Source organism: Deferribacter desulfuricans SSM1 (assembly GCF_000010985.1).
Taxonomy (GTDB): domain Bacteria; phylum Chrysiogenota; class Deferribacteres; order Deferribacterales; family Deferribacteraceae; genus Deferribacter; species Deferribacter desulfuricans.
This window is the reverse complement of record NC_013939.1, coordinates 1,763,412-1,776,863: the sequence shown is the minus strand read 5'-3', so window position 1 is coordinate 1,776,863 and position 13,452 is coordinate 1,763,412. Positions and strand designations below refer to the sequence as shown.

Below are 13,452 nucleotides of genomic sequence, written 5' to 3'. Positions count from 1 at the left end.
TTTAATGAAAAAGATAGAAGAGATATTTTCTATTCCTGATCTTCGAAAAAGGGTATTATTTACCCTTTTTTTATTGATAGTTTACAGAATAGGTACACATATTCCAACTCCAGGCATAAATGCTGATGCTCTTGCTCAATTTTTTGCAAGACAATCAGGTACATTGCTTGGTTTCTTTGATATGTTTACTGGGGGAGCATTAAAAAGGTTAACTGTTTTTGGCTTGGGTATTATGCCCTATATTTCAGCTGCAATTATATTGGAGCTGTTGACTGTAGTGTCACCAGTTTTAGCAGAATTAAAAAAACAGGGAGCACAGGGTAGAGAAAAAATTACCAAATATACAAGATATGGAACTGTATTAATAAGTGCTATACAAGGGCTTGGGATTGCGATTGGTTTAGAAGCAATGACATCTCCAAATGGAAGTAGCGTTGTATTGTTCCCTGGCTGGGGCTTTAGATTAACCACAATGATTACTCTTACAACTGGTACTGTATTTTTGATGTGGTTAGGTGAAAAAATTACTGAAAAAGGGATTGGTAATGGAATATCTCTGATTATATTTGCGGGAATACTTGCAAGATTTCCAGCTGCTGTGATAAATACTATTAGATTGCTACAAACTGGAGAATTGCAGCTAATCACATTAATAATAGTATTAGCAATAATAGTAGTTGTTACTGCTGCTGTTATATTTATGGAGATATCATATAGAAGAATACCTATTCAGTATGTTAGACGTGGTACATATGCAGGGATGAAGAGTAACGTTGCTAATTCTTATTTACCGATTAGATTGAACCCTGCTGGTGTTATTCCAATAATTTTTGCAGCATCCATTGTTGCTTTTCCAAGTACATTATCCACATTTGCAAATAATCCAATTATTGCAAAAATTGGTTATTATTTTTCACCGAGTTCATTTACTTATTATATAATCTATGTAGCCTTGATTGTGTTCTTCACATATTTTTATACATCAATTATTTTTAATCCTGACGATATAGCAGACAATATTGAAAAAAGTCATGGAGTAATCCCAGGGAAAAGGCCTGGCAAACCCACTGCAGAATTTATAGATTATGTGTTATCTAGATTGACATTTGTTGGTGCTCTATATTTAGCAGTAGTTGCAATTTTACCTCAAATTATTATTAGGCAGTTTAATATGCCATTTTATTTTGGCGGCACCAGCTTGCTTATTGTAATTGGTGTTGGTTTAGATGTTATGCAAAAAATAGAATCACATTTAATATCTCACAATTACGATGGTTTTATAAAAAGTGGTAAAATCAAAGGGAGAGGATATGTATGATAAATATAGTTTTTTTAGGCCCTCCAGGTGCTGGTAAAGGTACACAATCAGCAAAATTAGTAGAGGACTTTAACATAGTTCAGATATCTACTGGGGATATTTTGAGAAATGCTGTAAAAACTGGTAGCGAACTTGGTAAATTAGCCAAGAAGTATATGGACGAAGGTAAATTAGTACCAGATGACGTAATAATTGGGATAGTAAAAGCAAGACTACAGCAAGATGATTGTAAAAATGGGTTTATCTTGGATGGTTTCCCAAGAACAATTCCTCAAGCAGAAGCTTTGGATGAGATGCTTAAAAATGATTTAAATATAGAATTAACTCATATAATTTCGCTTAATGTGCCCGATGAACTGATTTTAGAAAGACTTACAGGTAGAAGAAGTTGTCCTCAGTGTGGTGCAGCATACCACATAAAGTACAATCCTCCAAAAGAGGATAATAAGTGTGATTTATGTGGAGCAGATTTGATACAAAGAGATGATGATAAAGAGGAAACAATAAATAAAAGATTAAAAGTATATCACGAGCAAACTGAACAACTTAAAGAATATTATAGCAAAACTAATAAATTTTATGAAATAGATGGTACTCTTAACCCTGATGAAGTTTATAGAAAGATTAAAGAGTTATTGCAATAATGATTATTTTAAAAACAAAATCGGAGATTGATAAAATAAGAAATGCGTGTCAGATTGTAAAAGAAGTGTTGGAAAAGTTAGAATTATATATTAAACCTGGTATCGCAACAAAAGATATTGACAAATTTGCAGAAGATATTATAAATAAACGCTCTGCGATACCTTCGTTTAAAAATTATAGAGGGTATCCTGCAGCCACATGCGTGTCAGTTAATGAAGTTGTGGTACACGGTATACCTTCTGATTATGTTCTTAAGGAAGGTGATATAGTAAGTGTGGATGTAGGTGCATATAAAGATGGATATCATGGTGATGCTGCCAGGACATATATGATTGGTAATGTAACTGATAAAGCAGAGAAATTGGTGAGAGTGACAAAGGAATCATTTTTTAAAGGCATAGAGAAAGCGGTTGTTGGTAATAGATTACAAGATATTTCTCATGAAATTCAAAAATATGTTGAAGATAACGGTTTTAACGTAGTTAGAGATTTTTTTGGGCATGGTATTGGAAGAAACCTTCATGAAGATCCTACAATACCTAATTTTGGTAAGCCCAATCGCGGCGCAAGATTGAGAGCTGGCATGGTGTTAGCAATAGAACCAATGGTTGTTGAAGGAAGTTATGAAATTGTTACCCTCAACGATGGCTGGACAGCTGTGACAAAAGATGGCGGTCTAGCAGCACATTATGAAAATACTATAGCCCTTACAGATAACGGGCCAGAAATTTTAACATTGTGAAAGGCATGATATGAGCAAAAAAGGGGATGTTATCGAAGTAATGGGGACTGTTGTTGAAGCATTACCAAATGCTATGTTTAAAATTAAATTGGAAAATGGTCATGAAGTGTTGGCTCATTTGTCAGGTAAGATGAGAATGAATTATATCAGAATTTTACCAGGGGATAAAGTTACTGTTGAAATTTCTGTATATGATTTAACGAGAGGAAGAATAACTTATAGACATAAGTAGGAGTGAGGTATGAAGGTTAGAGCAAGCGTAAAACCTATTTGTAATAAGTGCAAAGTAATTAAAAGAAAAGGTATCGTAAGAGTTATTTGTGAAAATCCAAGACATAAGCAAAGACAAGGTTAAAGGAGGAAGTTTGTGGCAAGAATAGCTGGAGTCGACGTTCCTAATAATAAGAAAGTTGAAATCGGTTTAACCTATATTTTCGGTATTGGCAGAAGCACAGCTAAGAAAATAGTTGAGGAGACTGGTATAGACTCTAATAAAAGAATTGGTGAGTTGAGTGAGCAGGAAATATCTTCAATAAGAAAATATATTGACTCAAATTTGAAAGTTGAAGGTGAGCTTCGTAAAGAGATAGGTCTTAATATCAAAAGATTAATGGAGATAAATTGTTATAGAGGTTATAGACATAAAAATAATATGCCTTGCCGTGGGCAAAAAACTAGAAGTAATGCAAGAACCAGACGTGGATTAGCTGGTAAAAGAGGAATTAAGAGAAAATAAACATAGAAATTTGGAGGAAAAATGGCTAAGCCTAGGAGAAAAAAGGAAAAAAGAAATATTCCAAAAGGGATTGCACATATTAAATCTACTTTTAATAATACAATTATCACATTTACTGATGTTAATGGCAATGTAATCTGCTGGGATTCAAGTGGTACAGCAGGTTTTAAAAATGCTAGGAAATCAACACCATATGCTGCTCAATTGGCAGCTGAAAGTGCAGCAAAGAAAGCTGTAGAAAATGGTGTAAGAGAGGTTGAAGTTAATGTTAAAGGGCCAGGTGCTGGTAGAGAAAGTGCTATAAGAGCTATTCAGGCTGCAGGTATTAAAATAACAGTTATCAGGGATGTTACACCTATCCCACATAATGGTTGCCGTCCAAGAAAGAAAAGAAGAGTGTAATGGAGGTTAAAATTGGCTAGATATACAGGACCTGTCTGCAAGTTGTGTAGACGTGAAGGTATGAAATTATACTTAAAAGGGGAAAGATGTTTTAAAGATAAATGTGCATTTGAAAAGAAGGGTTATCCTCCAGGTCAACATGGGCAGATGAGAAAAAAGATTTCCGATTACGGTTTACAGCTTAGAGAGAAGCAAAAAGTTAAAAGAATATATGGTGTATTAGAAAGACAGTTTAGAAGATATTTTGATAGAGCTACCCGTATGCAGGGTATTACAGGTGAAAATTTGCTTCAATTACTTGAAAGAAGGCTTGATAATGTAGTTTATAGATCAGGTTTTGCTAGAAGTAGAAAAGAGGCGAGACAATTAATTAGACACAATCATTTCCTTGTTAATGGTAGAAAAGTAAATATTCCTTCATTCCTTTGTAAAGAAGGTGATGTTGTTGAAGTTAAAGAAAAAAGCAGAGATATAGCTGCTATTAAAGAGTCAGTGGAAACAGCTGAGGGTAGAGGGCTACCTGAATGGATCAGCCTTGATAAAACAAATTTTAAGGCTACAGTTAATAGATTACCTGTAAGAAGTGATATTAACTATGATGTTCAGGAGCACTTGATAGTAGAGTTGTACTCTAAGTAAGATAACTGGAGGAAACCTAATGGTTTTAATGGATTTTAGAAAAGTAATGAAGCCAAAGAAGATTGAGCAAATTGGAGAAGCTACAGACAGATATGCTAAATTTGTTATAGAACCATACGAAAGAGGTTTTGGTATAACAATAGGTAATTCGTTGAGACGTGTTTTGCTCTCTACTATTGAAGGGACAGCGGTAGTAGGTGTAAAAATAGATGGTGTCCATCATGAGTATGATACTATAAATGGTGTTTTGGAAGATGTTGTTGATATAATTTTAAATATCAAGCAACTCGAGTTAAATCTATTGGAGCATACACTAAAGCGTGTCTATATTCATAAAAAAGGGGAAGGCAGAATTACTGCTAATGATATTCAAAGCGATGGTAGTGTAGTGGTTTTAAACCCTGATCAACATATAGCAACTATAACTAACCCTGAAACTGAAGTTTATATGGAATTGTATGTAGAACGTGGTATTGGATACGTTCCATCAGAAGAGATTAAAGATAAATTTGATGATATTGATGTTATCCCTGTAGACGCAATTTATACTCCTATTAAAAAGGTAAATTATGTTGTTGAAAATGCCAGGGTTGGTCAAAGTACAGATTATGACAAGTTAATTTTTGAGCTTGAAACAGATGGTTCTATTAAACCCGTAGATGCGATAGCTTTTGCAGCTAAAATTATAAAAGATCAGATGGAATTTTTTATTAATTTTGATGAACCTGTGTATGAAGAGGTTGAAGAGGAAGAAAAAGAAGATAACAGCTATATTTTAGAGTTGTTAGATAAAAGTATTGAAGAACTTGAATTGTCTGTAAGAGCTTATAATTGTTTAAAAAACGCTAATATAAAAACACTTGCTGATCTGTGTGAGAAAACAGATGCAGAACTTTTAAAAACTAAAAATTTTGGTAGAAGGTCATTAGAAGAGATTAAAAAGGTATTGGCCGAATTAGGTTTAAGCCTCGGAATGGATTTAGAGGCTGTTGGGTATATTAAAAAAGAAGTTGAGGGAGAAGAAGATGCGTCATAGAAAAGCTGGTAAAAAATTGGGACGACCTACTGCTCATAGAGTTGCAATGCTTAGAAATATGACTGTGTCTCTTGTTAACAATGGTAGGATTGAAACTACCCTGACAAGGGCAAAGGTTTTAAGAGGTTTTGTTGAACCATTAATAACCTTAGGGAAAAAGGGTGATTTAGCAGCAAGGAGATTAGCTTTAAGAAAATTGCCACATAAGACAACAGTTCATAAAATTTTTGAGGAGATAGCTCCAAAATTTAAAAATAGGCCAGGTGGTTATACAAGAATTATCAAGACTGGGTTTAGAAGAGGCGATAATGCCAGAATGGCTATAATAGAATTTGTTGAGGGTGATAAACCAGCGGAATCTCAAGAAACCGCTGAAAATCAAGGATAAAAGAGGGTGATTACCCCTCTTTCTCTTTTTATTGATTCCATTACATTTCATTATAATAAAATAAAAGTTTTTGATAAATTTTCTAAATTTATTAGTTTTAACAATTTATTATTGATAAAAGGTGATATCGGGTCTGGTAAAACTACTTTACTTAAATTAATTTATGGTTATCTAAAACCAAAATCTGGTAATATTAGGTTAGTTTTGAATGATAAAGAGATCGGTTTTGATGAGAAGTTCTTTATTCATTCCAATGCGGTTTTTAACTTTGTAACAGGTGTAATTGAAGATGATTTGAAGCTTTTAGGTATTGATTGTTCTCTTTTTTCTCCTGATATAAGGAAAAAGTATGTTTATGAATTGTCTGGTGGTGAACTTAAAAAATTGATCATTGAGATTTCACTAAGTTTAAATGTAAAAATTATATTAATGGATGAGCCTTTTGATATGCTAGATGACTATGAAGTAAATAATTTAAAAAAACTTATCATAAGTAGTATGTCAAATAGAAATAAATATTTTATTATTGCTACCCATGAAGATATTCTTGATGACATTTCTGACCAAATAATTTATTTATAAGCATGATTTATATTAGAAATCTTGTAAAAAGTTATGGTGATAAAAGAATATTAGAAATTGGAGAATTAAGTTTTAGTAAAGGTAATATTTTTTCAATTTATGGAAGAAATGGATCTGGAAAAACAACTTTATTAAATATTTTGGGTGGGGTAGATTTCGATTTTAGTGGAGAATTAATTATTGATTTTAAAAAAATTGGTTATGTTATTCAGTTTATCGAAAATATTATTTGTAAAAGGACAATTTTTGAGGAGGTATTATCAATAGTAAAGGATAATGATTTAGCTGAGGTTATTATTGATAATCTTGAGTTAAATGATGTCAAAAGCATGAACCCTCTATTTTTAAGTAGCGGTCAGAAAAGATTATTGTTTTTATATTCAGTTTTCCTTGTAAATGATTTGATTTTAATTGATGAGCCATTTATTAATTTGGACAAAAAATCTAAAAAGCTGGTTGTTGAATTATTTCAAACGTTTAAGAAAAAAGGTAAATGTATTATATATACAACAAATAGATTAAATGATACTAAGATTGCAAATTATATATTGGAGATAGAAAATGGTAGAATTAAAAAGAGAGATTATTAAATATGGCAAACGAGTTGTGAGAGAAGGGTTATGTACATCTTTTTTTGGTAATATTTCCATAAGAGATTCAAATAAAATTTATATTACAGCAACAGGAACCATTTTGGATGAATTGGAGTATAGTGATATAAAAGTTTGTGATATTGATTTGGAAAAATGTGAATGCGCTTCTAGTGAATATGTTGTTCATCGTAATATTTATTTAAAGAGTAGTTCGATAAAAGCTGTTTTACATACGCATTCATTTTATTCTTTATTTTTAAGCGAAGCAAATATCAGTGGAATTGATATTTATGAGTTTAGTAGCGTAATTGGAAATATTGGATTTGTTGAAGGTGAAAGTGGTAGTGTAGAGCTTGCTGAAAAAGTTGGTTGCAGTGTAAAAAATTATGATATTGTTATTGTAAAAAATCATGGAGTTTTTGGATGGGGAGATTCCTTAAAAGAAGCATACATTAAAATTTCTGCATTGGAGTATTATGCAAAACTGATGTTTTATAAAAACTATGAAGGTAGAAAAATATGATTTTAGCAAGAATCCCATATAAAAAACTTGAACAATATAAAGATATTATCTTGAAGGAAGATTTATATGTTGAGCTTACTCTTGAATATGATGATTTAATAATAGAAGACAAAATTAGTGATTTGGAAAAAAGGATTAAAACAGTACATTTACCATTTTTTGATATCAATCTAGGTAGCAAGAATAAATTTGTTGTGGAAAAGTCTCAGGAAATATTGATAAAAACATGCCATATGATTGAAATATTTTCTCTAGAAAATGCAGTTTTACATCACAACTATTCACCATATCATTATGCATTTATGGAGGATGAGTTTATTGATAGATTTGTTGGGGCATTGAAAGAGATTTTGGATGATGTAAAACCAGATTTTTGTATATCGTTGGAAAATGTTTTCGAGGATACCCCTTTTGTGATACATAAGATTTTAGATAAAATGAAAAATTATAATGTCAAAGTTTGTTTTGATTTTGGGCATTTCAATCTGTTTTCGAAAGTAGAATTATCTTATTGGTTGAAACTCTTAAAAAATGAAATAGTAGAATTTCATATCCATAATAACTATGGGATTAGAGATGAACATAACCCTCTTGATAAAGGTACTTTTGATTATTTACAAGCTTTTGATATTATAGTGCCTAAAATTTTGGTTATTGAGAACAATAATATTGATGATTTTAGAACTTCTGCTAAGATATTAGAAAAAATTTTAGGGGGAAGAGATGAGTCTTTTTGAAGAAGCAAAAAAGTATATTCCTGGAGGAGTAAATTCTCCTGTTAGAGCTTTTGGTTCTGTAGGGGGAGAACCTGTTTTTATTTCAAAGGGGAAAGGTTCTAAAATCTATGATGTAAAGGGAAAAGAATACATAGACTATGTTTGTTCATGGGGGCCTTTAATTGTTGGTCATAGTAATGAAAGGATCGTTTCTAGATTAAAAGAAGTTATTGAAAATGGAACAAGCTTTGGTGCGCCAACAGAATTAGAAATTGAGTTAGCAAAATTAGTTGTCGAATATGTTCCTTCTATTGAAATGGTGCGTATGGTGAATTCAGGGACGGAAGCGGTAATGAGTGCTATTAGGCTTGCAAGGGCATACACAGATAGAAAAAAGATTGTAAAATTTGAAGGTTGTTATCATGGGCATTCTGATAGCTTGCTTGTAAAAGCTGGTAGTGGTGCACTTACTTTTAATCAACCAAGTAGCCCTGGTGTTCCTGATGAATTTGCTAAGTTAACTTTGATTGCTGACTATAATGATATAGAAAGTGTAAAAAAACTTTTTAAAGAGAATAAAGATGAAATTGCTGCAGTAATTATAGAACCTGTAGCTGGGAATATGGGTGTAGTGTTACCAAAAGGTAATTTTTTGAAAGAGCTTGAAAGTGTATGCAAAAATGAAGGGACGTTGTTGATTTTTGATGAAATTATTACTGGTTTTAGGCTTGCAAAAGGTGGAGCTCAAGAGTATTTCGGTATAGATCCTGATATTACAACATTAGGTAAAATTATTGGTGGTGGTTTGCCCGTTGGAGCTTATGGTGGTAAAAAAGAGATTATGGAGATGATATCTCCAGTTGGTCCAGTTTATCAGGCTGGTACTTTAAGTGGTAATCCATTAGCAATGGCTGCAGGTATTGAAACTCTAAAAATTCTAGGAGAAGAAGGGTTTTATGATAAACTTAGAGAAAAATCTAATAAATTGTGGGAAGGTTTCAGAGAAAACTGCAATAAGTTAGGTTTGAAATTTGCATTTAATTGCATAGAGTCAATGGGGTCTTTATTTTTTAAAGAAGGGGTTGTGGAATCTTTTGCTGATGCAGTTGAGTCAGACACAAAATTGTATGCTACTTTTTTTCATAAGATGCTTGCAAAAGGTATAAATCTTGCTCCTAGTCAATTTGAGGCGATGTTTGTATCTTCATCTCATTCTGAAGAAGACATAGATAAAACTATCAAAATTCATTATGAAGTTTTGAAAGAAATGTTTGGAAATTAACATATTATGAAACTTGTATTTATTGTTATAAATAAAACTGAATTATTAGAAGAAGTGTTGGAGTATATGGTAGAAGTAGGGGTAACAGGAGGGACTGTATTCGATTCTGTAGGCATGGGTAAAATATTAGTTTATGATATCCCTATTTTTGCTGCTTTTAAGGAGTTGATGATAGGGAGTAAGGCTTCTAATAAAACTGTTATGACAACTGTTCCTGATGATTTGTTAGATGATTTTATAGAAGGGATTGATAAAATTTTACATTTTGATGAGCCTGGATCTGGTGTATTGTTTGCCATTGATATTTATAAAAGTAGAGGTTTAAGCAAAGTAGAATAATGAAGCTGAATAAAAAGATGAGAAGTTTTTTAAATGCTAGTTCGATTGGTATTTCTGTTGTAGCTGCAATTATGATTGGTACTGGTATGGGGGTATATTTAGATAAGATATTTAACACTAAACCGTATTTGACTTTATTATTTATGGTTCTTGGGGTTATTGCTGGTTTTAAAAATATATTTTATTTTATAAAGAGAACCGATTTGTATAACGAAGATGACGAATAAAATTATTATAATCTCGTTGATTTTTTTTATAATTTTGTATACAGTATGCAAAATTGTAGCTGATGCAGTGTTTGTTAAAAACTTAGTATTTGGTTATATTATTACGATGATGAACTTTATAATGATGAGTAGAAAAATAAAAAAGTTTTTTAATAACGAATTTGGTATTGGATCTGGTGTTGGTTATTTCTTTAGAATGATTTTGTTGGTGCTGGTTTTTGGGTTATGGATTAAATATTATGACATAGACGTGTTGGGGTTGTTAGTGGGGATTTCTATTTTACCTTTAACAATCCCTTTAACAGTTATTATTTTTCAGAGGAGGAATACGGATGGAGCATCCACTTAATATTTTTTCTTTTTTACCTCATGAAGTTCAAGCTAAGTATATTCATGTATTGATGGCTTTTGTGGTTGTTTTAATAACTTTAGTTTTAGGATCAATTGCCAGCAAAATGAGATCAGATATCCCTGGAAAAGGGCAAAACTTTTTTGAGCTTTTAATATCTGGAATTTACAAAATGGCAATTGATATCATGGGGGAAGAAGGTAAACCTTATATCCCACTGATATTTGCAATAGGTTTATATGTTTTCTTTTCAAATGTTTTGGGGTTGATACCAGGTTTTATCTCTCCTACTTCTAACTTAAACACTACTGCTGCTCCAGCAATTGTTGTGTTTCTGACTTATAACTATATTGGATTTAAAAAGCATGGTATTGGCTATATCAAGCATTTTATGGGGCCAATGCTTGCTCTTGCGCCACTTATGTTTATTATTGAACTTATAGGCCATTTATCGAGACCATTGTCATTGTCTATGAGGCTTTTTGGTAATATTTTTGGTGAAGATTTGGTTATTGCAATTTTGTTTATGTTGGTTCCATATTTGGTGCCATTGCCAATGTTTTTCATGGGTATATTTACTAGCGCATTACAAACTTATGTTTTTATGATGTTGTCAATGATCTATATTAGTGGTGCTCTTGAAGAAGCACACTAAACAATAAAAAAGGAGGAAGTTGATGAAAGTTTTGAAGGTATTTTTCAATAGTGCTGTTATGATGGCACTTTTTGCAATGAGTGCATTTGCATCTGAAGGTGCAGCAGGTGGTAACTATAAGTGGGCAATTTATCTTGCTGCAGGATTAGGTATCGGTATAGCTGCTTTTGGTACAGGTCTTGGCCAAGGTAGAGCAGTAGGTAGTGCAGTAGAAGGTATTTCTAGGAATCCTAGCGCATCTGGTAAAATTATGACATCTATGATCGTCGGTTTGGCGATGATAGAGTCACTTGCAATTTATGCACTTGTTATTTGTTTGATACTATTATTCGTAGTTAAATAAAAAATGTTAGGGAGGTTCTACCTCCCTTTTCTCTGGAGGAATGATTATGTGGGGAAAAATTAAAGAATTCATAAGAAGAGATCCTGTAGTTTTTGTAATCTTAATAACTGTTATCATAGCTGGTTTTCTTTTTGCAAATATTGAAGTGCTTCATTATACTTCAGAATCTGAGTTTTGTGGCAAATGTCACCCAGAAAAAAAGGTAGGTCCTCTTGGAGAGTATTATACCTGGTCTAAAAATATACATTCAACTGCTGAAGTTGAGTGTATTGACTGTCATGGTGAACCTGGATTTGTTGGTTATATGAAAGCAAAAATTGGTGGATTAAAAGATGTTTATGGTGAGCTCGTGCTATCAGACGAGCACAAATTAAAAGTTTTAGCTGAAGGTGCTTCAAATAAGGAGAAAGCTGCTGAACTTGTTACTAATGAAACTTGTATGTTCTGTCATACTGATTCAGTTAATAAAAAGTTAAGAAAAGAACGTGTAATGTCTGTAGGTGTTAAATTTAGAAAGATTGATACTGTTGTTAATCCAAGATTCAGAGAGTCTTTTGGAAGACCTGATATTTTAACTGAGGATACAAGGGTAGGTGTTACCCCTAATCATAAAAAGCATTTAGAAGCAGGATTAAATTGTGTGGATTGTCACTTGGGTGTTGCCCATGGTGGTGACTTCCATAATTTACCAAAAATGGAAGATTGTTTTTCTTGTCACTATAAAGTTAAAAAAGAGAATAAAGCTGCCAAAGTCCCAGATAATATGGATTGTGCAGCATGTCATACAATGCAAGATAAAATACAAAAGGGTGTTTTTGTAAAAGGGTTAGAAGAAACACCATGGTATATGGCTGATTTAAATTGTACAGACTGTCATAAGGATCCTTTTGTAAGACCAAATACTGATACTTGTACATCTTGTCATGATTCTAGCTATGGACAGATGTTAATTGATACTCAAAAAGAGTTTACTGCTAAGCTGAAAAAGTTACAGAAAGTGCGTGATAAGCTCTTTGAAGAAAGACTTGAAATGCCAGAAGGGAAAAGAAAACTCTTTAACGAACTTCAGTTTATCGTGAGAACTATGGAAATGGATGGTTCTAAAGGTTTCCATAATCCAGAGTATTTCGATTTAATGGTGGATAAGGCAAATGAATTAATTGAAAAGATTGAAAATTATGTAGAGCCTGAAGTAAAAGAAGAAACTCCTGTGGCTGAACATGCTGAAAAGAAAACTGAGCATAAAGCTGAAAAAGAAGTGAAAAAAGAAGAAGCTCAGGTGTTAAAAGCTGATAATCCAGCAGAGCTTGTAGAAATAGCTCCTGAAACAATAAATATTGCTGAAAATCATTCAATTAAAACCACTAAGAAACCTGTTATTTTCCCACATAAGAAACATTATGAAATGTTTAAATGCGAAGAGTGTCACAGTAAGCCTGAAGAAGGTGCTTTAAAAGTAGAAATTAAGGTATTAAAAGGTACAAGCAACACTTTTCATAAAGAGTTGTGTTTCCCTTGTCATAAGAAGTATAAAGTTAAAAAAGGTACAAGTTGTAATACTTGTCATAAATAATAAAAAGGGAAGGGCTTCCTTCCCTTTTTTATTTTGAATCTAATTTAAATCTAACTCAATTTATTATACATCTCGTAAATAAAAAAATTTTTTCCATTGTGCAACAGCCTCAATGTTTATGTTGTGTAGCTGAAAAATTCGGTATATTATCAGTGAGATCAAATTTTATATAGAAATGTTTAGAGGGTATTGCACAGAAATAGATGCAAAATATGCTAGATTGCTTCGCTACTGCTCGCAATGACCCATTTCCAGTCATTGCGAGGAGCGAATGCGAGGAAGCAAACTTATGATTATGATAATTGTCAATATGTTAGTTTATTGCGCAATATCCTCAACATAAATTTTTAATGAAAGAGAGGGT

At 32.4% G+C, this 13,452-nt stretch carries 21 protein-coding genes; all 21 read left to right on the top strand.

The window, feature by feature from the left end; translation table 11 throughout:
• Window positions 1-4: 4 nt before the first annotated feature.
• The 21 genes from secY to DEFDS_RS08715 all read left to right on the top strand — a co-directional run bounded on the left by secY (window position 5) and on the right by DEFDS_RS08715 (window position 13,088).
• The gene (gene secY / locus DEFDS_RS08815) at window positions 5-1,318 is read left to right on the top strand and encodes a preprotein translocase subunit SecY (RefSeq protein WP_013008454.1); all 1,314 of its coding nucleotides are present in this window, start codon (window positions 5-7) and stop codon (window positions 1,316-1,318) included.
• Complete coding sequence (locus DEFDS_RS08810; protein WP_013008453.1) at window positions 1,315-1,962, top strand: adenylate kinase; 648 nt, start codon at window positions 1,315-1,317, stop codon at window positions 1,960-1,962. The genes secY and DEFDS_RS08810 overlap by 4 nt, the downstream gene beginning before the upstream one ends.
• The gene (gene map, locus DEFDS_RS08805) at window positions 1,962-2,705 is read left to right on the top strand and encodes a type I methionyl aminopeptidase (protein ID WP_013008452.1); all 744 of its coding nucleotides are present in this window, start codon (window positions 1,962-1,964) and stop codon (window positions 2,703-2,705) included. Before DEFDS_RS08810 ends, map begins: the two co-directional genes overlap by 1 nt.
• A 10-nt stretch (window positions 2,706-2,715) precedes the next feature.
• Window positions 2,716-2,937, top strand: a complete 222-nt coding sequence (gene infA / locus DEFDS_RS08800; protein ID WP_013008451.1) for a translation initiation factor IF-1 — start codon at window positions 2,716-2,718, stop codon at window positions 2,935-2,937.
• 9 nt (window positions 2,938-2,946) lie between these two features.
• Window positions 2,947-3,060: a 50S ribosomal protein L36 gene (gene rpmJ / locus DEFDS_RS08795; RefSeq protein WP_013008450.1), complete on the top strand. Its 114-nt coding sequence runs from the start codon at window positions 2,947-2,949 to the stop codon at window positions 3,058-3,060.
• A 12-nt stretch (window positions 3,061-3,072) separates the two neighbouring features.
• Entirely contained in the window at window positions 3,073-3,441 is a 369-nt protein-coding gene (rpsM, locus tag DEFDS_RS08790; protein ID WP_013008449.1) for a 30S ribosomal protein S13, read from the top strand.
• A 21-nt stretch (window positions 3,442-3,462) separates the two neighbouring features.
• Window positions 3,463-3,843, top strand: a complete 381-nt coding sequence (gene rpsK, locus DEFDS_RS08785; protein ID WP_013008448.1) for a 30S ribosomal protein S11 — start codon at window positions 3,463-3,465, stop codon at window positions 3,841-3,843.
• A gap of 12 nt (window positions 3,844-3,855) precedes the next feature.
• Window positions 3,856-4,482 (top strand): 30S ribosomal protein S4, encoded by a 627-nt coding sequence (rpsD, locus tag DEFDS_RS08780; protein ID WP_013008447.1) that lies wholly within the window; start codon window positions 3,856-3,858, stop codon window positions 4,480-4,482.
• 19 nt (window positions 4,483-4,501) lie between these two features.
• The gene (locus DEFDS_RS08775; protein ID WP_013008446.1) at window positions 4,502-5,518 is read left to right on the top strand and encodes a DNA-directed RNA polymerase subunit alpha; all 1,017 of its coding nucleotides are present in this window, start codon (window positions 4,502-4,504) and stop codon (window positions 5,516-5,518) included.
• A complete protein-coding gene (gene rplQ / locus DEFDS_RS08770) occupies window positions 5,508-5,906 on the top strand; it encodes a 50S ribosomal protein L17 (RefSeq protein WP_013008445.1) in 399 nt (132 codons plus the stop codon). The genes DEFDS_RS08775 and rplQ overlap by 11 nt, the downstream gene beginning before the upstream one ends.
• Before the next feature lie 6 nt (window positions 5,907-5,912).
• Window positions 5,913-6,488, top strand: coding sequence for an ATP-binding cassette domain-containing protein (locus DEFDS_RS08765; RefSeq protein ID WP_013008444.1), 576 nt, complete (start codon window positions 5,913-5,915; stop codon window positions 6,486-6,488).
• A gap of 2 nt (window positions 6,489-6,490) precedes the next feature.
• Complete coding sequence (locus DEFDS_RS08760) at window positions 6,491-7,078, top strand: ATP-binding cassette domain-containing protein (RefSeq protein WP_013008443.1); 588 nt, start codon at window positions 6,491-6,493, stop codon at window positions 7,076-7,078.
• Entirely contained in the window at window positions 7,050-7,604 is a 555-nt protein-coding gene (locus tag DEFDS_RS08755; RefSeq protein WP_013008442.1) for a class II aldolase/adducin family protein, read from the top strand. Before DEFDS_RS08760 ends, DEFDS_RS08755 begins: the two co-directional genes overlap by 29 nt.
• On the top strand, window positions 7,601-8,341 hold the full coding sequence (locus DEFDS_RS08750) for a TIM barrel protein (protein WP_013008441.1): 741 nt from the start codon (window positions 7,601-7,603) through the stop codon (window positions 8,339-8,341). The genes DEFDS_RS08755 and DEFDS_RS08750 overlap by 4 nt, the downstream gene beginning before the upstream one ends.
• Entirely contained in the window at window positions 8,328-9,602 is a 1,275-nt protein-coding gene (hemL, locus tag DEFDS_RS08745; RefSeq protein ID WP_013008440.1) for a glutamate-1-semialdehyde 2,1-aminomutase, read from the top strand. The genes DEFDS_RS08750 and hemL overlap by 14 nt, the downstream gene beginning before the upstream one ends.
• 6 nt (window positions 9,603-9,608) lie before the next feature.
• Window positions 9,609-9,941: a P-II family nitrogen regulator gene (locus DEFDS_RS08740; RefSeq protein WP_013008439.1), complete on the top strand. Its 333-nt coding sequence runs from the start codon at window positions 9,609-9,611 to the stop codon at window positions 9,939-9,941.
• Entirely contained in the window at window positions 9,941-10,168 is a 228-nt protein-coding gene (locus DEFDS_RS08735; RefSeq protein ID WP_013008438.1) for an AtpZ/AtpI family protein, read from the top strand. Before DEFDS_RS08740 ends, DEFDS_RS08735 begins: the two co-directional genes overlap by 1 nt.
• Window positions 10,158-10,517 (top strand): ATP synthase subunit I, encoded by a 360-nt coding sequence (locus DEFDS_RS08730; protein ID WP_013008437.1) that lies wholly within the window; start codon window positions 10,158-10,160, stop codon window positions 10,515-10,517. The genes DEFDS_RS08735 and DEFDS_RS08730 overlap by 11 nt, the downstream gene beginning before the upstream one ends.
• Window positions 10,501-11,172 carry a F0F1 ATP synthase subunit A gene (gene atpB, locus DEFDS_RS08725; protein ID WP_013008436.1) on the top strand — a complete coding sequence of 224 codons (672 nt, stop codon included), beginning with the start codon at window positions 10,501-10,503 and terminating at the stop codon, window positions 11,170-11,172. Before DEFDS_RS08730 ends, atpB begins: the two co-directional genes overlap by 17 nt.
• Before the next feature lie 76 nt (window positions 11,173-11,248).
• Complete coding sequence (atpE, locus tag DEFDS_RS08720; RefSeq protein WP_050742537.1) at window positions 11,249-11,515, top strand: ATP synthase F0 subunit C; 267 nt, start codon at window positions 11,249-11,251, stop codon at window positions 11,513-11,515.
• A gap of 46 nt (window positions 11,516-11,561) precedes the next feature.
• Window positions 11,562-13,088, top strand: coding sequence for a cytochrome c3 family protein (locus DEFDS_RS08715; protein WP_013008434.1), 1,527 nt, complete (start codon window positions 11,562-11,564; stop codon window positions 13,086-13,088).
• Window positions 13,089-13,452 lie beyond the last annotated feature (364 nt).